The 20,650-nt window shown below is 63.4% G+C and carries 22 protein-coding genes; 6 read left to right on the plus strand and 16 right to left on the minus strand.

All coding sequences use genetic code 11. From position 1 onward, the window contains the following. Positions 1-102 precede the first annotated feature (102 nt). The 5 genes from HUK72_RS01825 to HUK72_RS01845 are packed head-to-tail and all read right to left on the minus strand — an operon-like array spanning position 103 to position 3,109. Positions 103-867, minus strand: a complete 765-nt coding sequence (locus tag HUK72_RS01825; RefSeq protein ID WP_176595272.1) for a metallophosphoesterase — start codon at positions 865-867, stop codon at positions 103-105. 44 nt (positions 868-911) lie between these two features. After that, on the minus strand, positions 912-1,466 hold the full coding sequence (dcd, locus tag HUK72_RS01830) for a dCTP deaminase (RefSeq protein ID WP_176595273.1): 555 nt from the start codon (positions 1,464-1,466) through the stop codon (positions 912-914). Positions 1,467-1,473: 7 nt separating this feature from the next. Next, positions 1,474-1,932 (minus strand): cytidine deaminase, encoded by a 459-nt coding sequence (locus tag HUK72_RS01835; RefSeq protein ID WP_176595274.1) that lies wholly within the window; start codon positions 1,930-1,932, stop codon positions 1,474-1,476. Further along, positions 1,929-2,579: a GH25 family lysozyme gene (locus HUK72_RS01840; protein WP_369805914.1), complete on the minus strand. Its 651-nt coding sequence runs from the start codon at positions 2,577-2,579 to the stop codon at positions 1,929-1,931. The genes HUK72_RS01835 and HUK72_RS01840 overlap by 4 nt, the downstream gene beginning before the upstream one ends. A gap of 47 nt (positions 2,580-2,626) precedes the next feature. After that, on the minus strand, positions 2,627-3,109 hold the full coding sequence (locus tag HUK72_RS01845) for a UPF0262 family protein (RefSeq protein ID WP_176595275.1): 483 nt from the start codon (positions 3,107-3,109) through the stop codon (positions 2,627-2,629). Positions 3,110-3,244: 135 nt separating this feature from the next. Here HUK72_RS01845 and HUK72_RS01850 point away from each other — a divergent pair, with 135 nt between their 5' ends. Then, positions 3,245-4,726 carry a replicative DNA helicase gene (locus HUK72_RS01850; protein WP_176595276.1) on the plus strand — a complete coding sequence of 494 codons (1,482 nt, stop codon included), beginning with the start codon at positions 3,245-3,247 and terminating at the stop codon, positions 4,724-4,726. A 105-nt stretch (positions 4,727-4,831) separates the two neighbouring features. Here HUK72_RS01850 and HUK72_RS01855 read toward each other — a convergent pair whose 3' ends face one another. From HUK72_RS01855 to HUK72_RS01895, 9 genes are all read right to left on the minus strand, one after another. Next, entirely contained in the window at positions 4,832-5,224 is a 393-nt protein-coding gene (locus HUK72_RS01855; RefSeq protein WP_176595277.1) for an MAPEG family protein, read from the minus strand. A gap of 14 nt (positions 5,225-5,238) precedes the next feature. Then, positions 5,239-7,131 (minus strand): CocE/NonD family hydrolase, encoded by a 1,893-nt coding sequence (locus HUK72_RS01860; protein WP_176595278.1) that lies wholly within the window; start codon positions 7,129-7,131, stop codon positions 5,239-5,241. A 214-nt stretch (positions 7,132-7,345) separates the two neighbouring features. Further along, complete coding sequence (locus tag HUK72_RS01865) at positions 7,346-8,137, minus strand: phosphoadenylyl-sulfate reductase (protein WP_176595279.1); 792 nt, start codon at positions 8,135-8,137, stop codon at positions 7,346-7,348. Then, on the minus strand, positions 8,130-8,570 hold the full coding sequence (locus HUK72_RS01870; RefSeq protein ID WP_176595280.1) for a DUF934 domain-containing protein: 441 nt from the start codon (positions 8,568-8,570) through the stop codon (positions 8,130-8,132). Before HUK72_RS01870 ends, HUK72_RS01865 begins: the two co-directional genes overlap by 8 nt. Then, positions 8,563-10,194 (minus strand): nitrite/sulfite reductase, encoded by a 1,632-nt coding sequence (locus tag HUK72_RS01875; RefSeq protein ID WP_176595281.1) that lies wholly within the window; start codon positions 10,192-10,194, stop codon positions 8,563-8,565. Before HUK72_RS01875 ends, HUK72_RS01870 begins: the two co-directional genes overlap by 8 nt. Positions 10,195-10,197: 3 nt before the next feature. Then, positions 10,198-10,494, minus strand: coding sequence for a DUF2849 domain-containing protein (locus HUK72_RS01880; RefSeq protein WP_176595282.1), 297 nt, complete (start codon positions 10,492-10,494; stop codon positions 10,198-10,200). Beyond that, positions 10,491-11,279, minus strand: coding sequence for a uroporphyrinogen-III C-methyltransferase (gene cobA / locus HUK72_RS01885; RefSeq protein WP_176595283.1), 789 nt, complete (start codon positions 11,277-11,279; stop codon positions 10,491-10,493). The genes HUK72_RS01880 and cobA overlap by 4 nt, the downstream gene beginning before the upstream one ends. A gap of 142 nt (positions 11,280-11,421) precedes the next feature. Next, complete coding sequence (gene astD, locus HUK72_RS01890; RefSeq protein WP_176595284.1) at positions 11,422-12,855, minus strand: succinylglutamate-semialdehyde dehydrogenase; 1,434 nt, start codon at positions 12,853-12,855, stop codon at positions 11,422-11,424. Positions 12,856-13,023: 168 nt separating this feature from the next. After that, positions 13,024-14,418, minus strand: a complete 1,395-nt coding sequence (locus tag HUK72_RS01895) for a protein adenylyltransferase SelO (RefSeq protein WP_176595285.1) — start codon at positions 14,416-14,418, stop codon at positions 13,024-13,026. 40 nt (positions 14,419-14,458) lie between these two features. Here HUK72_RS01895 and HUK72_RS01900 point away from each other — a divergent pair, with 40 nt between their 5' ends. The 5 genes from HUK72_RS01900 (at position 14,459) to HUK72_RS01920 (ending at position 18,885) form a co-directional block, all read left to right on the plus strand. Further along, positions 14,459-15,328 carry an alpha/beta fold hydrolase gene (locus tag HUK72_RS01900; protein ID WP_176595286.1) on the plus strand — a complete coding sequence of 290 codons (870 nt, stop codon included), beginning with the start codon at positions 14,459-14,461 and terminating at the stop codon, positions 15,326-15,328. Then, complete coding sequence (locus tag HUK72_RS01905) at positions 15,321-16,451, plus strand: glycosyltransferase family 4 protein (protein ID WP_176595287.1); 1,131 nt, start codon at positions 15,321-15,323, stop codon at positions 16,449-16,451. The genes HUK72_RS01900 and HUK72_RS01905 overlap by 8 nt, the downstream gene beginning before the upstream one ends. Positions 16,452-16,545: 94 nt before the next feature. After that, entirely contained in the window at positions 16,546-17,949 is a 1,404-nt protein-coding gene (locus HUK72_RS01910) for a nitronate monooxygenase family protein (protein ID WP_176595288.1), read from the plus strand. Beyond that, complete coding sequence (locus HUK72_RS01915; protein ID WP_176595289.1) at positions 17,949-18,158, plus strand: DUF2093 domain-containing protein; 210 nt, start codon at positions 17,949-17,951, stop codon at positions 18,156-18,158. The genes HUK72_RS01910 and HUK72_RS01915 overlap by 1 nt, the downstream gene beginning before the upstream one ends. 571 nt (positions 18,159-18,729) lie before the next feature. Further along, positions 18,730-18,885, plus strand: coding sequence for a hypothetical protein (locus HUK72_RS01920; protein WP_176595290.1), 156 nt, complete (start codon positions 18,730-18,732; stop codon positions 18,883-18,885). 254 nt (positions 18,886-19,139) lie between these two features. Here HUK72_RS01920 and HUK72_RS01925 read toward each other — a convergent pair whose 3' ends face one another. Both HUK72_RS01925 and HUK72_RS01930 read right to left on the minus strand, forming a co-directional pair. Further along, positions 19,140-19,886, minus strand: coding sequence for a glutaminyl-peptide cyclotransferase (locus tag HUK72_RS01925; protein WP_176595291.1), 747 nt, complete (start codon positions 19,884-19,886; stop codon positions 19,140-19,142). Continuing rightward, the gene (locus HUK72_RS01930; RefSeq protein WP_176597695.1) at positions 19,883-20,620 is read right to left on the minus strand and encodes a folate-binding protein YgfZ; all 738 of its coding nucleotides are present in this window, start codon (positions 20,618-20,620) and stop codon (positions 19,883-19,885) included. Before HUK72_RS01930 ends, HUK72_RS01925 begins: the two co-directional genes overlap by 4 nt. Between the last annotated feature and the right edge of the window lie 30 nt (positions 20,621-20,650).

A 20,650-nucleotide genomic window follows, 5' to 3' on the forward strand; every position in this document is an offset into this window, starting at 1 on the left:
GGCGGACAGGAACGATCCGATGTGGGGATAGATGATCGGAAAAATCACTTAAAATGAGAGTTTCTTATTATAATATTGAAAGCGCTGCGGCGGCGCGGTCGTTCAGGCGCCGGTTTGCAGAAACCAGCGCCGATCGCCTTCCAGCCCGATTGCCGTCAGCCGGCCGCTGCGGAAAGCGCCAGTGTCTATGCCGATCCGGTTGGGCTGAACGTCCGCATCCTCGCTGATGCTATGGCCGTGGACGATCATCTTGCCGAACGGTCTCCGATGATTCAGGAAATCGCCCCTGATCCAGCGCAGATCGGCGGGAATCTGGGCATCCAGCCCAATGCGAGGCCGCACCCCGGCATGCACGAACAGATAGTCGCCCACCGGCAGCATATCGGGAAAATCGTCCAGGAAGTCGACAGGGTCGCGGGGAATATGGGCCAGCATCCATTGCGCCAGCGCCTCGTCGCTCATGACGGCGCTCTCATCGGGCGGCAAGTCGTAGCTGGCCAGCGTTTCGATCCCGCCGAAGCGCCGGAAGAAGCGCACCGCCTGCGCGCTGCCCCGTGCGGCGGCGATGAACACTTCCTCATGATTGCCCTTGATGAAGCGGACATCTTCGTCCGATCGCGCCAGTTCCATCGCCCGTTCGACGACTTGCGCCGATTGCGGCCCGCGATCAACCAGATCGCCCAGCAGGATCAGCAGCCGGGGCAGGGGAGGCCGACCCGCCTCATCCCGAGCGATCCGGTCGAGCAGTTCCACAAACAGATCGTCACGCCCATGAACATCCCCGATCGCATAGAGGCGCACATCCTCTCCCACATGCGGCAGCGGCAGGTCTTCAGGCGCTTTCCGGCGGCGGAAGGGCATCAGCATGGCGGGCAAGGCTCCCACATCATGGCCGCCAATGTCGCACAGCGTTACAGGCGCGGCAATGTGACGCCCTGCTGCCCCATATATTTGCCGGCGCGGTCAGCATAGCTGGTCTCGCACGGTTCATTCCCTTTCAGGAACAGGAACTGGCAGGCGCCCTCATTGGCGTAGATCTTCGCGGGCAGCGGCGTGGTGTTGGAAAATTCCAGCGTCACATGGCCTTCCCAGCCCGGCTCCAGCGGGGTGACGTTCACGATGATGCCGCAACGCGCATAGGTCGACTTGCCCAGGCAGATCACCAGCACGTCACGCGGCACCCGGAAATATTCGACCGTCCGGGCCAGCGCAAAGCTGTTGGGCGGAATGATGCAGACGTCGGTCTTGCGGTCGACGAAGCTGTTTGCGGCGAAATTCTTGGGGTCCACCACGGCGCTGTCGACATTGGTGAAGATCTTGAATTCGTCCGCCACCCGCGCGTCATAGCCGTAGGAGGAGAGGCCGTAGCTGATGCAGCCGTCGCGCCGCTGGCTCTCCACGAACGGCTCGATCATGCCGCTGGTCTGGGCCTGTTCGCGAATCCACTTATCCGACAAAATCGACATGGCTGGTTCAGTTCTTTCCTGGGAGTATGCCAAGATCCCTGGGACCAAAGGCATGAGGCAATAGTTCAGCGAGGCTATGTTCGACCACCGCGCCTCCATCCGGAGCCGCGCAGTAGATGGCAAGCGCCCGCCCGGCCATTTGCTCGGCTTCGTTCATGATCTGGCGGCACCGGCCGCAGGGGGTGACGATGGCGTCGCCGCTCACCACGCCGTCCGCTCCCACCGCGCCCCCCACGACCGCGATCGCTTCCACATCGGCAAGGCGTCCTTGCGCGTTCACCGCTGCAAGCGCCACCGTTTCCGCGCAGAGCGACAGGCCGTAGCTGGCATTTTCGAAATTGCAGCCGGTCACGATCCGGCCATCGATCAATCGCACCGCGGCGCCGACGGCGAAGCGACTATAGGGCGCATGGGCATGGGCCATCGCCCCGCGCGCCGCCTCGATCAGTTCTTCCGTCGCGTTCATCGCGGCATCACATCCCATTTCACCGGACCGTCAATGCCGTCGATATGCCGCATATCGCTGGCTGTCCACATCACCCATTTGCGCTTTTCGCTATTGGGCGGGAAGAAATTGCGGTCCAGCCACAGCGTCCGGTTGATGCCTGAGGCTATGCCATATTGCGCGTCGAAATCGTCGCTGACGTTCAGCACGACCGGCGTGCCCGCATGGCTTTCGATCAGGTTGATGAGCGTGTTCAGTTCCGACAGCACCGCATCCTGCTCCGGCCGCGCGCGGCACCCCGGCTCGAAGGCCAGCCGGATCACCGGCGGCAGGGCGGCATTGTCGCGCGGCACCATGGTCATGAAGCCGGTCGCCTGATCGCTGGCCTTCGCGCACAGGCTGAAATCCAGCGACGCGCCATAACGCATCCCCGCCGCCCGCGCGCCCGCCCAATTGGTCTCGAACGCCGGATCGCGGAAACGCCCGCCGCTCGCGGCACGGATATAGGCGAACTCCGCGCCTTGCGCTGCCAGCGTGCCCCATTCGATAGGGCCATTTTCGGACGATATGGAGACGCCCTGGGTCGGAAACTCTTCACGGCTCGGCGCCCAGTCGCGGGCATAGAGCCATGCGCCCAGAACCAACAGCCCCAGAACGGCAAAAACCACGCCAAAACGAGCCAGCAACTGGCCGGCACTGATGATACGGATGCCCCTTACCCCTTGATGTGCAGGACGCAGATCAGCGTGAAAAGCCGCCGGGCCGTATCGAAGTCGACCTTGATCTTGCCCTCCAGCCGCTCGATCAGCGTCTCGGCGGCGGCATTGTGGATGCCGCGGCGCGCCATGTCCACCGTTTCGATCTGGGCGGGCGACGCATTGCTGATGGCCTGGAAATAGCTGTCGCAGATCGCGAAATAGTCCCGGATCGGTCTGCGGAACCGACCCAGGCTCAGGATGATCGCCTCCAGCGGGTCGTCATTCTCCCGCCGGATTTCGATGACCAGCCGCCCCTCCTCGACGCGCAGCAGCACCTTGTAGGGGCCGGCATAGCCGTCCTCATGGACCCGCTGCGGCTCGAAATAATTGTCTTCCAGCAGGTCGAAAATGGCGATGCGTCGTTCCTGCTCGACATCGGCGTTGCGCCAGAGGATCGTCCGCTCGTCGAGCGTGATATCGATGATGCGCGGGTCGGCCATGGACGCTATGGTCAGTGCGGCGGCGCCCCGGGAAATGCAACCGCGAAATGCAACGGAAACTCTTGTCCACAGCTTTTCCAAATGCTTTCAACCTTCCAGCTTGCAAGGGCGGGTGCGCGGCGCGATGAGGGGGCCATGGTCGAACTCGTGCAAATCAATGCCGCCGTCGAGGCAGGCGTCACCGAACTTCCCCGCAATGTCGAAGCGGAGGCGGCGCTGCTCGGTGCCTTGATGATCGACAACCGCATTGCCGAAGACGTTCAGTTGAAGCTGAAGGCCGAGCATTTCTTCGAGCCTTTGCACGGCCGCATCTACGAATCCGTGATGAAGCTGGTGGAGCGCGACATGGTCGCGAACCCGGTGACGCTGAAACCGATGTTGGAGCAGGACCCGGCGCTCAAGGAATTGGGCGGGGTCGGCTATCTGGCGCAACTGACCGGCAATGGCGCCGCATTGCTCGGCGCGCGCGATTTCGCGACGCAGATTTACGATCTCGCACTGTTGCGACAGCTTGTGCATGTTGGCCGGGAACTAGTTGAAAATGCTCTGGATACAAGCGAAGATGTCAATCCGCGCGAGCAGATCGAGCAGGCCGAAGTCGCGCTCTACAAGGTCTCAGAAGGCGAGGGCGAAACCGGATCGGTGAAGAGCTTCGCCACCGCCACCACCATGGCGGTGCAGGTGGCCGAACGTGCGCTCAACAGTGGCGGCCATGTGTCGGGCATCACGACGGGCATCAACAGTCTCAATGAGAAAATCGGCGGCATGCACAATTCGGACTTGATGATCCTGGCGGGTCGTCCGGGCATGGGGAAGACATCGCTCGCCACCAATATCGCCTATAATGCGGCGTCGCGCTGGCTGCGTGATCATGGCGACGGCATTCCGCCCGAAAAGAATATGGGCGCGAAGACCGCCTTCTTCAGCCTTGAAATGTCCGCCGATCAGCTTGCCACCCGCGTATTGGCGGAACAGTCGGGCATTAGCGGTGAAGCGCTGCGCATGGGCAAGATCAGCCGCGCCGACTTCCAGAACCTCTCCCGCGCGGCGCGGGAGTTGCAGGAACTGCCGCTGTTCATCGACGACACGCCGGGTTTGACGATCGCCGCGCTGCGTACCCGTGCCCGGCGTTTGAAGCGGCGCCACGACATCGGCTTCGTCGTGGTCGACTATCTCCAACTGCTCCAGGGCACGGGCAAGGGCGACAATCGCGTCAACGAAATTTCGGAAATTTCCCGTGGTTTGAAGACCTTGGCGAAGGAACTTAACTGCCCGGTTCTGGCATTGTCGCAGCTCAGCCGCGCCGTCGAACAGCGCGAGGACAAGCGGCCGCAGCTTTCGGACCTGCGCGAGTCCGGCTCGATCGAACAGGACGCGGACATGGTGTGGTTCGTGTTCCGCGAGGATTATTATGTCGCCGCCAAGGAGCCGGGAAACAAGGAAAGCTCCGAGCATCTGGAATGGGCGCAGGAAATGGAGCGCATCTACGGTCTGGCAGAAGTGATCGTGGCCAAGCAGCGCCACGGTTCGACGGGCCGCATCCGCATGAAGTTTGACGCTCGGATCACCCGCTTCTCCGACCTGGCGGAAGGCAGCTATCTGGAGGATATTGAGTAAACCGTCATTCCCGCCTTCGCGGGAATGACGATAGTGCAGGGGGTTAGGTGTTTTAATTTGGCTCCGTTCGTTTCGAGCGAAGTCGAGAAACGGGAAGCGTCTCACTCACCCCACAAAAGCCTGAAAAACCAACGCCAGTCCCACCATGCTCGCCGCATAGACCAGCGTCCGCACCAAAGGCACGCCCATCCCGTACAGCGGCAGATATACCGCCCGCGCCCCCAGCCAGAGCCAGCCGCCAAGCGCCGTCATGCCGCTGGTCTTTCCTGCGATAACCACGCCCAGCAGCACGATGATCGCAATCGGATAGGTCTCCAGGAAATTCGCCTGCGCCCGCACCAGCCGCCCGCCGACAGGATCGAGCGGCGGCAATTCCTCGTCCCGCGCGCCCATATTCCATTTGGTGCCATATTGCCGGGTCTTGATATGCGCCGCCGCAAAGATGTGGACCAGCAGCAGCACGCAACTCCACGCCAATATCCTCAGCTCGACGGCCATATCCCTCTCCCTGTTCAATCATCCATCACCGGCAACCATATCGCGCTCGCATGGCCCGCGCCATAATGCACGCTCTGCGTCGCGATCCGGTAATCCCCCTTCTTCGCGTCGAAGATCGACGGCACGAAGCTTTGCGGATTGCGGTCATAGAGCGGGAACAGGCTCGACTGCACCGTCACCATGATCCGATGTCCCGGCTGGAACACATGGTTCACATTGGGCAGGCCGAATTTATAATTCTCGACCTTGCCCGGCACCAGCGCCTCCGGCTTGTCGAAGCCATGGACATAGCGCCCGCGATAAATCTCGATCCCGATCGGCAGTTCATAGCCCGCCATCTTGGGCACATTGCTATATTGCTCCGGATAGACGTCGATCAGCTTCACCACCCAGTCGCTGTCCGTGCCTGAGGTCGCCGCGAACAGATCGACCATCGGCTGCCCGGCGATATGCACCGCCTTGTCCAGCACGGGCGTCACATAGCTCAGCACATCTGTTCGCCCGGCCACGAAACGCTGGTCCTTCACCAGCCATGTCTTCCACGCATCGTCCTGGTTCGGCAGGACGGGGCGGGGTAGATAAGGCACAGGCTTGGCCGGATCGGACACATAGCTGTCGTTGCCTTCGGACCCCGGCTTGCTCCAGCTCAGTCCATTGCCGCCCGCCAGATAGAGCGCCTTGGGCGATCCGCCCGGCCACTTCGCCATCACCTGCCATTTATCGATTCCTGTGGCGTAGGTGAGGGTGCCCGGTACCTTATATCCCTTGGGAGGATTGTCCTTCAAATAATGATCAAGAAAGGGTTTCATGGTATCGCGCCGGAACTGAAGCCCCGTATCCCCCACGAAATCCAGATCGCCCAGACGCGACCCGTCATAATTGACGCCGCTGTGACGCCACGGCCCGATGACCAGGCTCACCATGTCGTTATTCTTGTCCTGCGGCTCCAGCGCCTTGTAGACCGCCGGGGCGCCATAGCTGTCTTCCTGGTCCCATTGGCCGACGACGAGCATGGTCGGCACGGTCAGCTTCCGCTTGGCGAGCAGCTTGTCGACGGCTTGCTCCTGCCAATAGCTGTCATAGGCCGGGTGCTGCATCAGCTTCTGGGAGAAGGGGAAGGCGTCCAGGCCATAGGCGCGGGCGAAGTCCCCCGCCGATCCTTCCTTCAGATAAGCATCATATTCATCGCCCGTACCAAAGGGCACCGCCCCGCCGCCCTTCTTCGCGGTCTGGCCCAGCACATAGCCGAAATTGGGTTCCCTGAAGGCGCCGTTATGGAACCAGTCGTCGCCCACCCAGCCATCCACCATCGGGCTTTGCGGCACGGCGGCCTTCAGCGCGGGGTGCGGATCGATCAGCGCCATCAGCGATGTGAAGCCTAGATAGGAGGAGCCAGTTATACCAACCTTTCCATTGCTTTCCGGCACATTCTTCACAAGCCAGTCGATCGTGTCATAGGCGTCGGTGCTATGATCGACCTGCGTATGGTTGATCGGCCCACGCAAGGGCCGGGTCATCACATAATCGCCCTCCGACCCGTCCAGCCCGCGCACATCCTGATAGACGCGGATATAGCCGTCATTGACGAACTCGGCGTCGGAGACCGGCAGGATTTCCTCGATCTTCTGGCTGCGGTTGCGGGATGTCGCTTTGCCCGCATTATAGGGCGTGCGGCTGAGCAGGATCGGTCCGTGCGTCGCGCCCTTGCGCATGACGATCACGGTGAAGAGCTTCACCCCGTCGCGCATCGGGATCATGACTTCGCGCCGGATATAGTCGGCCTGTGGGCGCGCCGGGTCGTAGCTCTTGACCGTATCCGGCGTCATCGGATCGATCTGCGCACCCAGAGGCGGCCCGAACGCCGCGACAGCCAGAGCCAGAACCGAAATCCGCGCGAATATTTTCATGGCGTTTGCTCCCTTGCTGGCGGCAAGGGGTAATCATTGAACGATTGTATAGCAATGCCCGCCAAAATCCTCCCCATAGGAAGATGGGGATGGGGACCGCCGCCGAAGGCGGTGGTGGAGGGGAAATGGGCGAACCCTGCGCATTTTCCCCTCCGTCAGCGCTGCGCGCCGCCACCTCCCCACGCTTCGCGTAGGGAGGATTAAGGAAGAAGCGTCAGAACACCGGCTGGTTGGCTGGATCGTCCGGATCGGCGGCAGGGGCAGGGATCGCCGTCACTGGCGAGTGAATCCCGCACTCCACCTTGTCCCACCCACGCCAGCGCCCAGCGCGGGGGTCTTCCCCCGGCAGCACCTTGGACGTGCAGGGCTCGCAACCGATGGACAGATAACCCTGTGCTTCCAGCGGATGGCGCGGCAGATTTTCCGCCTCGAACCAGGCTTCCAGATCGTCCTTGGTCCAATCGCCCAGCGGGTTGATCTTCAGCCGCCCATCCTCGATCTCAAAGCGGGGCAGGTTCTGGCGAGTCACCGACTGAAACGCCTTGCGCCCGGAAATCCAGGCATCCAGGCCGTTCTTGGCGCGGTTCATCGGCTCGACCTTGCGGATTTCGCAGCAGCCGTCCGGATCGTAGGACCAGCGCAGGCCTGTCTCGTCCTTCTTCGCCAGCACCTCGGCGTTGGGCACGACCGCCCGGCTGTCGGTAAAGCCCAGCGTGCTGATCAGCGTCTCGCGATAGTCCAGCGTTTCCGCAAACATCTTGAGCGTATCGACGAAGATCACCGGGATAGTCTTGTCGGCCTTGGCGATCAACGACAGCAGCACGGCGCTTTCCGTGCCGAAGGAGGAGACGACCGCTACATTCCCCGCCAGCCCTTCGGCAAAGACGGTCTTGAGCATCGACAGCGTGTCGACGCCTTCGAAACGCGCGTTGAGCGCGTCCGCATCGGCCTGGGTAAAGGCGGGGCGGGCGTCGATGACGTCAAGCTTGCGGGCAGGTTCAGCCATTCACAGTCTCCGGGTGCCGTTTCGCCCACACCGGGCGGCGGCCGTCGACGGTCTTCTGATAGACGTCGGCATAACGATTGAGCGCGCGCTCCACGGCGGCATCGTCCAGCGCCTTGTCAGGCCGGAAGCTGTCGAAACCGCAGCGGCGCATCGCGACAAGCTGGTCCACCAGCACATCGCCCACAGCGCGAAGCTCACCCTCATATCCGGCCTCGCGCAAAATCCGCGCCGCCGAATAGCTGCGCCCATCGCCAAAGGCCGGGAAGTTCACCTCCACCAGCGACAGCCGATCGAGGAAGGGCAGCAATTCGCGCGCATCCTCGCCCGCTTCGATCCGCACGGCGGTTGAATTGGACTGGCCGGTGAAGGATTCGACCGTCACGGCCGGTTCCTGGGCCGCTTCGCCTTCGCGGAAGGACAGGAACTCAACCATAGATCGCCTCCTTGAAGGGCTTCATGCCAAGACGGCGATAGGTGTCGAGGAAGCGTTCGCCTTCCTCCCGCTCAGCGAGATAGAGGTCCGTGACCTTCTCGATGGCATCCACGACGCCATCTTCCGAGAAGCCGGGGCCGGTGATCTGACCGACGGCGGCGTCCTCCGCGCCCGATCCGCCGAGCGAGAGCTGGAAATTCTCCACGCCCTTCCGGTCCACGCCCAGCACGCCGATATGGCCGGCATGATGGTGGCCGCAGGCGTTGATGCAGCCGCTGATCTTGACCTTCAGCTCGCCCAGATCCTTCTGCCGCTCCGCCGAAGCGAACCGTTCCGACAGCTTCTGCGCCAGCGGGATCGACCGCGCATTGGCAAGGCTGCAATAATCCAGGCCGGGGCAGGCGATGATGTCGGTGATCAGGTCCAGATTGGCCTCTGCCAGCCCAGCCTCATCCAGCTTCTGCCAGATGGCGTAGAGATCGGCCTTCTTCACATGCGGCAGGACGAGGTTCTGCGCATGGGTCACGCGCAGTTCATCGAACGAATAGGTTTCGGCCAGATCAGCCACCAGCCCGATCTGCTCCGCCGAAGCGTCGCCCGGAATCCCGCCCTTGGGCTTCAGGCTGATGTTGACGATGGCATAGCCCGGCTGCTTGTGCGCCGCGACCTGACGGTCGACCCACAAGGCAAAGGCCGGATCGGCGCGGTCGATTTCGTCGGCCAGACCCTGCTCATAGGCCGGACCCGCGAAGAAGGGCCGGATGCGGTTCAGTTCCTCGGTCGGCGGATTGAGGCCGAGCTGCTTCATATGCGCATACTCTTCCTCGACCTGACGCTTATATTCCTCGACGCCCAGTTCATGGACGAGGATCTTGATCCGCGCCTTATACTTGTTGTCGCGGCGGCCGTAGCGGTTGTAGACGCGCAGGCAGGCCTCCAGATAAGAGACGATCTCATCTTCGGGCACGAAGTCCTTGATTTGCGGCGCAACCATCGGCGTGCGGCCCATGCCGCCACCGGCATAGACTTCCGCGCCAATCTGGCCGTCCCGCGACACCAGCTTAAGACCGATGTCATGCAGGCGCATCGCCGCCCGGTCTTCCTCCGACGCGATCACGCAAATCTTGAACTTGCGCGGCAGATAGGTGAACTCCGGGTGGAAGGTCGACCACTGGCGCAGCAATTCCGCCCAGGGACGCGGATCGGTCACTTCATCGGCGGACACACCCGCATATTGATCGGACGAGATATTGCGAATGCAGTTGCCGCTGGTCTGGATGGCATGCATCTCGACCGTCGCCAGCTCGGCCAGAATCTCCGGCGCATCGGCCAGCTTGATCCAGTTATATTGCAGGTTCTGGCGCGTCGTGAAATGGCCATAGCCCTTGTCGTATTTCGCTGCGATCTCGCCCAGCTTGCGCATCTGCTTGGCGCTCAACGTGCCATAGGGAATGGCGACGCGCAGCATATAGGCGTGGAGCTGGAGATAGAGGCCGTTCATCAGCCGTAGCGGCTTGAACTGATCCTCGGTCAGCGCGCCTGCCAGGCGGCGTTGCACCTGATCGCGAAATTCCTCGACGCGGGCGTCGACGATGGACTGGTCGTAGCTGTCGTAACGATACATGGTTCAGATCACCCAGTTGCCGGCATCGGCGTCATTCGGTTTCAGCGTCAGGTCGGGTCGCACGGTCGGCCCCAGCGCGCGGATGCGGTCCTTGATATGGGCCGGGCGCACGCCTTCCTCCGTCACGGTGGCGTCGATCACATAGGCACCGACCACGCGCAGCGCGGCTTCCTCGGCCCGCGCCAGCTCATCGCCCTTGTCAGTCACATCGACCGAGTCGCCCACCAGGCGCGACCAGCCGTCGCCCGCCCACCAGATCACGTCGCCGGTGCTGAGGTCATTGCCGGTCAAAATCTTCACGAAAACATCTCCGCCCCATTGTCCCATTGCGCGGGCACAGCCGCCAGCACATCCTGCGCCAGCGCATAGGCCGCCACGTCCCCGACCACAATCAGGGCCGGGCTTTTAACCTGTTCCCGCGTCACCATGTCGCCCAAATCGGCCAGCAGGGTGCGCAGGGTCCGCATGTCGGCGCGCGTGCCGTTCTCCAGCACCGCCACCGGGATGCCGGGGCTGACGCCATCGGCCATCAGCTTGTCGGCAATGTCCGCCGTCGTCGCCACGCCCATATAGATGACGAGCGTGCGCCCGGCGCCGGCCAGCCCCGACCAGTCCTGATCGGTCAGCCCCTTGCACTGTCCTGCGACGAAAGTGACGGCGCTCGCCGCGTCGCGATGGGTGAGGGGAAGCTGCGCCTGCGAAGCGCAACCGATGGCGGCGCTGATCCCCGGCACGATCTCCACGGGGACGCCCGCGGCGCGGCAGGCCTCCATTTCCTCGCCGCCGCGTCCGAAGATGAACGGATCGCCGCCCTTCAGCCGCACCACGGATTGCCCCGCCAGCGCCAGCTTCACCAGCAGCGCATTAATGCCTTCCTGCGGCACGGAATGGCGGCTGCGCTGCTTGGCGACGGAAATCAGCTCGGCTTGGGGCGATGCCAGCGCCAATATCTCCTCCGACACCAGCCCGTCATGCACGATGACGGCGGCGTCGCGGATCAACCGGACGGCCTTGATCGTCAGCAGTTCCGGATCGCCCGGACCTGCGCCGACAAGATGGACAGTGGCAGGTGCAATTTCAGCCATGCTGGGCAAATGGCGAAACCGGCCAATGGTTTCAATTCAGAATGCTTTGCCCGGCGCGTAGGAAAATTTGGGGAGGGGCTAATTTATATACAACGCCGTGCTCCTGCCTTCGCCGGAGCACGGCGCGTGTCGAAATAAGCCCTCAATCCCCCATCGCGCCGGTATCGATGTCCTTCAACCCCACGCCAATGGACGCACGCGGCTGCTCGATCTCGACCGAAACCACCGGATAGGCGCAATAATCGGCCGCATAATAGGCGCTTGGCCGATGATTCCCCGAAATCCCCACGCCGCCGAAAGGCGCGGAGGAGGAGGCGCCATTGGTCGGCCGGTTCCAGTTGACGATCCCCGCCCTGATATTGGCCCAGAACTGGTTATATTGCTCCGGCGATCCGCCGATCAGCGCCGCCGACAGGCCATAGCGTGTATTGTTCGCTTCCCTGATCGCGGATTCGAAGTCCGGCACCCGAATGACCTGCAGCAAAGGCCCGAACAGCTCGTTATCGGGCCGCTCCGCCATGGCGGTCACGTCGATGATCGCGGGGGTCAGGAAAGGCAGCCCCTTGGTCGTGCGGACCATATGCTTGATGGGCCTGCCGCCATTGCTCATCAGATAGAGGAAGCTTTCGGTCAGATGATCCGCCGCCTGATTGTCGATCACCGGCCCCATATAGGGCGCGGGGTCCGCATGGGGATGGTCGATGATCAGGCGGTCGGCCAGTTTCTTGACCTCTGCGATCAGCGTGTCGGCCAAATCCTCCTTGACGATCAGCCGGCTCGCCGCCGTGCAACGCTGCCCGCTCGACAGGAAGGCGGACTGGACGATCAGCGTTGCAGCGCTGGCGATGTCGGCCGTGTCCCAGGCGACGATCGGATTGTTCCCGCCCATTTCGAGCGCCAATATCTTGCCGGGATTGGCCGCGAACTGCCGGTTGATCGCGATCCCGGTCTGCGCCGATCCGGTAAAGAGAATGCCACCCACATCGGGATGCGCGGCCAGCGCCTTGCCCTCATCCGGTCCGCCCAGCACCAGCCGCACGGCATCCTCCGGCACGCCCGCCTCATGATAGAAGCGCACCAGCATCTCGCCCACGGCGGGCGTCTTTTCCGACGGCTTGAACAGCACCGCATTGCCCGCCAGCAGCGCAGGCACGATATGCCCATTGGGCAGATGCGCCGGGAAATTATACGGCCCCAGCACCGCCATCACGCCATGCGGCTTGTGCCGCACCGACTGGCGAGCGCCCATGGCCGCTTCCAGCCGCCGCTGCCCGGTTCGTTCGGAAAAAGAGGCGACGGAAATGTCGACCTTGTTCATCACTGCCGTCACTTCGGTCCGCGCATCCCACAGCGGCTTGCCGGTTTCGCGCGCGATCAGGTCGGCCAGCGCCTCCTCATTGGCGCGCACGACATTGACGAAGCGGCGCAGCGTCTCGATGCGATAGGCGATGGGCTGCGCGGCCCATTTGGGCCAGGCGGCGCGAGCGCGGGCGACTTCCGCCTCCACGTCGCTGGCAGTCCCCTGCCACAAGAGAGCACCAGTGGCGGGTTCGATCGAAGTCAGCGCGGCGGACATGATGCAGATATGGAGGATAATGGGGCGTTAGGGAAGGGTGTAAACCTCCCTCTCTCCTTGGGGAGAGGGCCGGGGATAGGGGGGCGAGCGTAGCGAGCGGAACAGGGCGCCGACGTACCGGAAAGGTCGCCCCCCTCTCCCTAACCCTCTCCCCAAGGGGAGAGGGAATCAGGGCACGTCCGGGGCATCGCCCAGCGCATCGCCCATGCGCCGGATCGCTGCGACCTTGGCATGGAGCGGTGCCCAATCGTCCTGTTCGGCAATGGCGCTCCAGATCGCCTCCACCTCGTCGATATGCATGGAGCAGGGCGCCGCATCCGTCCAATAGGGGTGATCCTTCGGCCCGCTGGCCTCAAATCCGGCGATGGCTTCGCGGAACCCGGCCCATTCCTCGCCTGCATAGGGCGCGCCGTTCCGCGGGTCGCCGCCCCGCCAATCCTGGAAGAAGCGATCGATCGGCGTCTGGCTGGCAGTCATGCCCCGCACCGCCGCCTCGACCATGGCCGCGGCATCCTTCGTTCGCGCCACGCCCAGACGCCAGCAGAAGCGGCGCGCCATCGCCTCGCCATAAAGCTGCGGAAAGCGCTCCAGTTGCGCGATCAGCGGTTCCGCCTCCACCAAGGGCCGCAGCGACACGGCAAGCTGCGCCACGTCCCAATGGATTGCCTCCGCCTGCCGCCCAAAGGCATAAAGCCCCGCATGGTCGAAATAGGCGGCGGTGAAGCCCGGCTCCCACAGCGGCGTGAAGCGCCAGGGTCCATAATCGAAGCTCTCCCCCGTCACATTGATATTGTCGCTGTTGAGCACGCCATGGACGAAGCCCGCGACCATATAGCTCGCCGCCAGATCGGCGGTGCGCTCGACCACGCGGCCCAGCAATTGCGCGGGCGGATTGTCGCCCGGCACTTCCCCATAAAGTTGCGTCAGCGCATAATCGGTCAACCGCTCCAGCAAGGCCTTGTCGTCGAAATAGGCGGCGCGCTGGAACGACCCGATGCGGATATGCGAATGGCTGAGCCGCACCATGGCCGCGGCGCGGGTCGGGGAGGGTTCGTCATTGCGCTCCAGCGCCTCGCCCGTCTCGATGATGGAGAAGGTCTTGGACGTGTTGACGCCCAGCGCCTCCAGCATCTCGGTCGCCAATATCTCCCGCACCCCGCCTTTCAGCGTCAGCCGTCCGTCCCCGAAGCGGCTGTAGGGCGTCTGCCCCGAACCCTTGGTGCCCAGGTCGAGCAATCGCCCGGCCCCGTCCCGCAATTGCGCGAACAGGAAGCCGCGCCCGTCCCCGATCTCCGGATTATAGACGCGGAACTGATGCCCATGATAACGCAGCGCCAGCGGCTGGGGCAGCGATCCTTCCAGCGGGGCGAACCGTCCGAAATGCGCCACCCATTCATCATCGCTCAGATCGCCAAGTCCCACAGTCGGCGCCCAGCGGTCGTTGCGGAAGCGGAGGATCGTCCGGGGAAAGTCCGCCGCCGCGACCGGATCGGCAAAATCGGGTTGCAGCGCGGCGATTTCGTTCGCGGGGCTGAATTTGGCGGGTTGCAGGGTAGAGCGCATGCGGCGATATGGGGGATGCAGGGCGGAAGGATCAAGCAGCTTGAGCAGCTATAGCGACGGATATTGGTGGTCCCCCGATGGGCTGAGGCTCCATTATCGCGATTATGCCGGGGGCGAGGATGGCCGTCCGCCCTTGCTCTGCCTGCCCGGCCTGACCCGCAACGCCCGTGATTTCGAGCCTCTGGCGGCGCGCCTCGCCGGGCAATGGCGGCTGATCTGCCCGGACATGCGCGGCCGCGCCGAGAGCGCGCAGGCGAAGGACCCGATGACCTATGTCCCGCTGACTTATCTGCAGGACATCAGCCGTTTGCTGGCCGACCTTGCCATCACCCGCTTCGTCGCCATCGGCACGTCGTTGGGCGGCATCATCACCATGTTGATCGCCGCCACCCATCGCGAATGGCTGGCGGGGGCGCTGCTGAACGATGTCGGGCCGACGCTGGAGGAGGCAGGCCTTGCCCGCATCCGCACTTATGTCGGCATCGGCCAGTCGCATCCAAGCTGGGTGCATGCCGCCCGCGCGCTGGAGGAAGGCAATCGAGACGTCTATCCCGGCTATGGCCTCGATCAATGGCTGAGCATGGCCAAGCGCCTCTACCGCCTCAACAGCGCAGGGCGCGTCGTCCTGGACTATGACATGCGCATAGCCGAGCCGCTGCGGGTCGCGGGGAGCGAGGCGGGCGTCGACATGTGGCCGGTCATGCAGGCCTTTCGCGGCATCCCGACGCTGGTCCTGCGGGGTGAGCGGTCCGACTTGCTGTCCGCCGACACCGCCGCCCGCATGGTGGAGGAAATCGGTCCCGATGCCGAATGGGCCACCATCTCCAATGTCGGCCATGCGCCCCTTCTCGACGAACCGGAATCCGTCGCCGCCGTCGACCGGCTGCTGGCGCGGGTGCTGAATGGCTGATGCGATAACTGGTCCGCCCCGGCTGCTTCACGTCCATGGCAGCTTCTCCCTGGGCGGCAAGGAAGCGCGGGCCGTGCGGCTCATGAATCTGTGGGGAGACCGCGCCCGTCACAGCATCGTCAGCGCCGCGCCTCAGCTTATGAGCGCGCGCGACGCGATCGATCCCGCCACGCCGGTCGATTTTCCCGACGCCCCTCCGTTCGCCGGCAAGCCGAGCCTCAAGCGCTACAGGGCGATCGCGGCGTTCCTGTCGGAATATGACCTCATCCTCAGCTATAATTGGGGCGCGATGGATGCGGTGATGGCGCACCGCATTCATGGCGGTCCGCCCCTGATCCACCATGAGGACGGGTTCAACGCGGACGAAGCGAACGGCCTGAAGCCCCAGCGCAACCTCTATCGCCGCGTGGCGCTCCAGCGCGCTCATGCGCTGGTGATCCCGTCGATCCGTCTCGACGCCATCGCCCGCAGGGTCTGGCGCCAGCCTGCCGCCAAGGTCCATCTGATCCGCAACGGCATAGACACGGCCCGCTATGCGCGGCCGCTCATGCCCGATGCCATTCCCGCCCTCCGCCGCGCGCCCGGCAAGCTGCTGGTCGGCACGGTCGCGGGCCTGCGGGCCGTCAAGAATATCCCCCGCCTGGTCCGCGCCGTCGCGCCCCATCGCGACCGCCTGCAACTGGTGGTGGTGGGGGAGGGGCCGGAGCGCGACGCCATATCGGCCGAAGCCGCGGCCCATGGCCTGGATGACATCTGCCTGACCGGCTTCATGAGCGAGCCCTGGCGTTTCATGGGCCTGTTCGACATTTTCGCGCTGTCTTCCGATAGCGAGCAATTCCCGATCTCGCTGATAGAGGCGATGGCGGCGGGCCGGCCGGTCGCTTCGACGGACGTGGGCGACGTCGCCAACATGGTTGCGCCCGAAAACCGGGCGTTCGTCGTCCCGGACGAAGCGGCTCTGGCTTCTGCGCTTGGGTCGCTGGCCAGCGATCCCGATATGCGCCGACGCCTGGGCGATGCCAACCGCCACCGCGCCCAGCGCGATTTCACCGAGGCCGCCATGGTCGACGCCTATGCGAACCTTTATGGCCAGGCACTATCCAGCCCCCATATTTTGCGGTAGGGCGCCCCCAAATATTCGTCATCCGACCGTAAAGCTGCTATAGGGCCGCATTTAAGTGGTCGGGGGCCATTGGATTTTTGCGCGGGAGATTGCGTTGTTCAAGGGGTTGAAGCCCATCATTTACGGCGGCCGCGAAGTATGGCCGCTGGTCGAGGGCGGCAAGGGCGTAGCCGTTTCCAACCATGCCAGCTCCGGCGCCTGGGCGGCGGCCGGGGGGATCGGCACGGTGTCGGCGGTGAACGCGGACAGCTATGACAGTTTCGGCAACGTCATCCCGCAAATCTATCATGGCCGCACCCGCCGCGACCGGCATGAGGAACTGATCGCCTATGCTATCGACGGCGCGGTCGAGCAGGTGAAGCGCGCCTTCGAGATCGCGGGCGGCAAGGGCGCGATCAACATCAACGTGCTGTGGGAAATGGGCGGCGCGCAGCGTGTCCTGCACGGCGTCCTGGAAAAGACCAAGGGCATGGTGGCGGGCGTCACCTGCGGCGCGGGCATGCCGTACAAGCTCAGCGAAATCGCGGCGTCCTATGGCGTCAACTATCTGCCCATCGTCAGTTCCGGCCGCGCCTTCCGCGCATTATGGAAGCGCGCCTATTCCAAGGCGTCGGAATGGCTGGCGGCGGTGGTCTACGAAGACCCCTGGCTGGCGGGCGGCCATAACGGCCTTTCCAACGCCGAAGACCCCAAGGTGCCGCAAGACCCCTATCCCCGCGTCCGCGACCTGCGCGCCACCATGCGCGAGGGCGGCATTTCCGATGATGTGCCGATCGTCATGGCGGGCGGCGTCTGGGCGCTCAAAGATTGGAACGACTGGATCGACAATCCCGAACTGGGCGCGATCATGTTTCAGTTCGGCACCCGTCCGCTGCTGACGCAGGAAAGCCCGATCCCGCAGCTCTGGAAGGAGCGGCTGATGCAGCTCGAGCCCGGCGACGTGCTGCTGCACCGTTTCTCGCCCACCGGTTTCTACAGCTCGGCGGTCCGCAATCCCTTCCTGCGGTCTCTTGAAGCCCGCTCGGAACGGCAGATTCCCTTCAGCACCGAGCAGGCGGGCGACCATACGCATCAGCTTGACGCGGGCGTGAAGGGCAAGAATTTCTGGGTGACGCGGGGCGACCTGCTGCGCGCCCGCGAATGGGTGGGGCAGGGCTTCACCTCCGCGCTCAAGACCCCGGACAACACGCTGGTCTTCGTGACCGAAGAGGAAAAGGCCGAAATCCGCAAGGACCAGACCGACTGCATGGGCTGCCTCAGCCAGTGCGCCTTTTCAAGCTGGATGGACAGCGAGACCAACTCGACCGGCCGTCTGGCCGATCCGCGCAGCTTCTGCATCCAGAAATCGCTGCAGGAGGCTGTCCATGGCGGCGACCTCGACAAGAATCTGCTCTTTGCGGGCCATGGCGCCTACAAGTTCAAGCAGGACCCCTTCTATTCGAACGGGTTCGTGCCGACCGTGAAGCAGCTTGTCGATCGCATCCTGACCGGCGACTGATGGCGGACATCCAGGGACTGGCGGTGCTGCATTACGGCACGCCGCATTTCGACATCGTGCGCCCGGGGCAGTTCGTCCTCTGTGCCGTTTCGGGCGCGCGGATCGATCTCGACGACCTCAAATATTGGAGCGCGGAGTTTCAGGAGGCCTATCGCGGGCCGGAGGAGGCGACCCGGTCCTTCCTGAAGCATCGGGGCCAACTGCTCTGACAAGCTTCTGCTTTTAAAGGAAAGTCATCGAATTTTCGGCCCGGCATGCGATTTTCGCGGTGCCGCGTAGCCGCAATTCAAGGCATCGCCTATTCGATATGGCGCATTCACGGGCCTTTTCGTCGCACTTCTGCTATTCCTTTGCCCGCTCTGATGGTTTATCCTTCCCGAACGAAGCGACGAAGATCGCTCGATTGAGGAAGGATGTAAGCGATGTCGCGTATCGACATTTTTGGTGATCGACTATGTGTGGTGACGAGCCTGCTGATCGTGGGCTGGTTCCTCTACAATGTGGCGTTCTGACGGACGCATCTCACCCGCTTCCTTGCAAGGATTTCGCTTTCCCATCGGAAAAGGCGGCGCCGCCGCGCATCAGCCCCTGAAACCTGGCGTCAGGGCGGCTTAAGCAAAGCTATCTTCCATATCTCTACAAATGACGTAGATATATGCCCGAGCCACCGCTCCGCGGCTTTTGAAGGATGTCAGCTTGCTCCGCGTCACCAACGGCTAAAGCGCACGGTACTGAAGCGACCACGCAAGGTTTCGTGTTCCTCCTCATCAGGAGAAGACGATGACCCAAAATGCTCCCCGTACCCGCCGGTCGCGCCGTCTGGCCGCCAGCCCGCAAATCCATATCCCCCATTCATCGTGGAACCGCGTGGAACGCGCGCCCGAAAGCGCCGCGCCAGTGAAGCCGGATGAATTCTGGAGCCGCCTGGGGCTTTAGCGCGGTGGCTGTGGGTTCTCACCTGCGACAACCATGGAGGGGGAGCGGACTGCTTGCTTTCTTGAAGCGTATCGTGCCTTGAAGCGCACCGTGCTCCTGCGTACGCAGGAGCCCAGTCCTGCCGTCGGTGGATTATCGCATCCTCTGAACTGGGCTCCTGCCTACGAAGGAGCACGGGTGCGCTTAACGGGAGCAATTCCCCATTTCCCGCTTTCAGCCGGGGCCGAGGGCGACCAAAACGCCACCCCACATCCTCACTTCACAATCTTTATCTCGAACAACTTGGCCCAATTCTTGCCGGTCACGAACAGCCGGTCGGCCTTAGCGTCATAGGCGATGCCGTTCGCTACCGCCTCGCTATCTTGGGCGCCGCTGGTTTTCAGAAGCGGCGCGATGTCGAGCCAGTCGATGACCGCTCCAGTGCGGGGATCGATCCGCGCAATATGGCTGTCGTACCAGATATTGGCCCAGATCTCGCCCTTCACATATTCCAGCTCGTTCAGCCGGTCCACAGGACGGCCATTCCACGTCACCGTGATCCGGCGCTCTTCGGTCAGCTTGTCAGGGTCCAGAAACCGCAATTGGGCGGTGCCGTCGCTCATGATGAGGCTGCGCCCGTCCTGCGTCAGTCCCCAGCCTTCGCCCTCGTAGCGGAATTGGGAAATGGGCGAAAAATCATTCAGTTTCCAGACGAAGCCCTGCCGATGCCGCCAGGTCAGGCTGATCAGGCGGTCCTTCCAGTTGACGATCCCCTCACCGAAATAGGGGCGAGGCACGATCCGACGGCTTAGCACCTTGCCGTTCTTGAGATCGACCTTGCGGATTTCGGATTCGCCCTCCAGCCCGGTGCTCTCATACAAAGCCCCGTCATGATAGAAGAGTCCTTCGGTAAAGGCGGCCGGATCATGCGGATAGCTTCGGGCGAGCTTCCACCGCGTCTCCGCCTGCGCCGGAGCGATCAGCAGCCATGCGCCCAGCAGCGCAAACAGGGCGCGCTTCATTCGGCGGCCCGCTCCGCCATCGCGCCGGAAAGCCAGCCGGGCAGGGCGGCAGGATCAATGTCCTCGACCCGCCGCAATTCGATCGACAGGCCAAGGTCGGGCAGCGCCGCCTTCTGGCGCTTCTCATCGGCCTCAGCGAGCGGCACCGCTACCAGGCGCCGGTTCACCTTGTTGCGATAATGCATGCGGGCGGTGTTTTCCTGCCCGACATAGCAGCCCTTGTCATAATCGACGCCGCCCAGTTCCGCGGCATTGGTTTCGAGCCATAAAATCTGGTCCTGCCCCAGTTCGCCGGCCCCTTCGAACACGCCCAGCGACAGCCGGTGCGCCCGGAATGCCGCCGAAGCGTCGCCCTCGTCCGGCGGCGCGACCCAGCGGTGCCCCAATGCGGGCAGGCGGGGATCGAAGGGTTTATCCGGAGCCTCCAGCGACCAATGCACCGCCAGCGCCTCTTCCCGCGCGATCGCGACCTTGCGCCGCAGCCGGTAGATGGTCAGCCGCTTCGCCAGTGCGCCGATCTGCGCCGCCTCGCAATCGATCAGCACATCGTCGCCATCCGCCCACAGGATGAAGTCGAACAGCGCCTTGCCCTGCGGCGTCAGCAGCGCCGTCCAGCGCGGCTCGCCCGGCTTCAGCCCCGGCACGTCGCGGGTCAGCAGGCCTTGCAGGAAAATTTTCGCCTCCTCGCCCGAAATTCTGAGGAGCGCGCGGTCGGTTAGGGTGGTGCCGGTCATCGGCTTTAGGTAGGACACTCGGCAACCATA

Origin of the sequence: Sphingobium sp. 15-1 (genome assembly GCF_013375535.1) — a bacterium.
Classification (GTDB): domain Bacteria; phylum Pseudomonadota; class Alphaproteobacteria; order Sphingomonadales; family Sphingomonadaceae; genus Sphingobium; species Sphingobium aromaticivastans.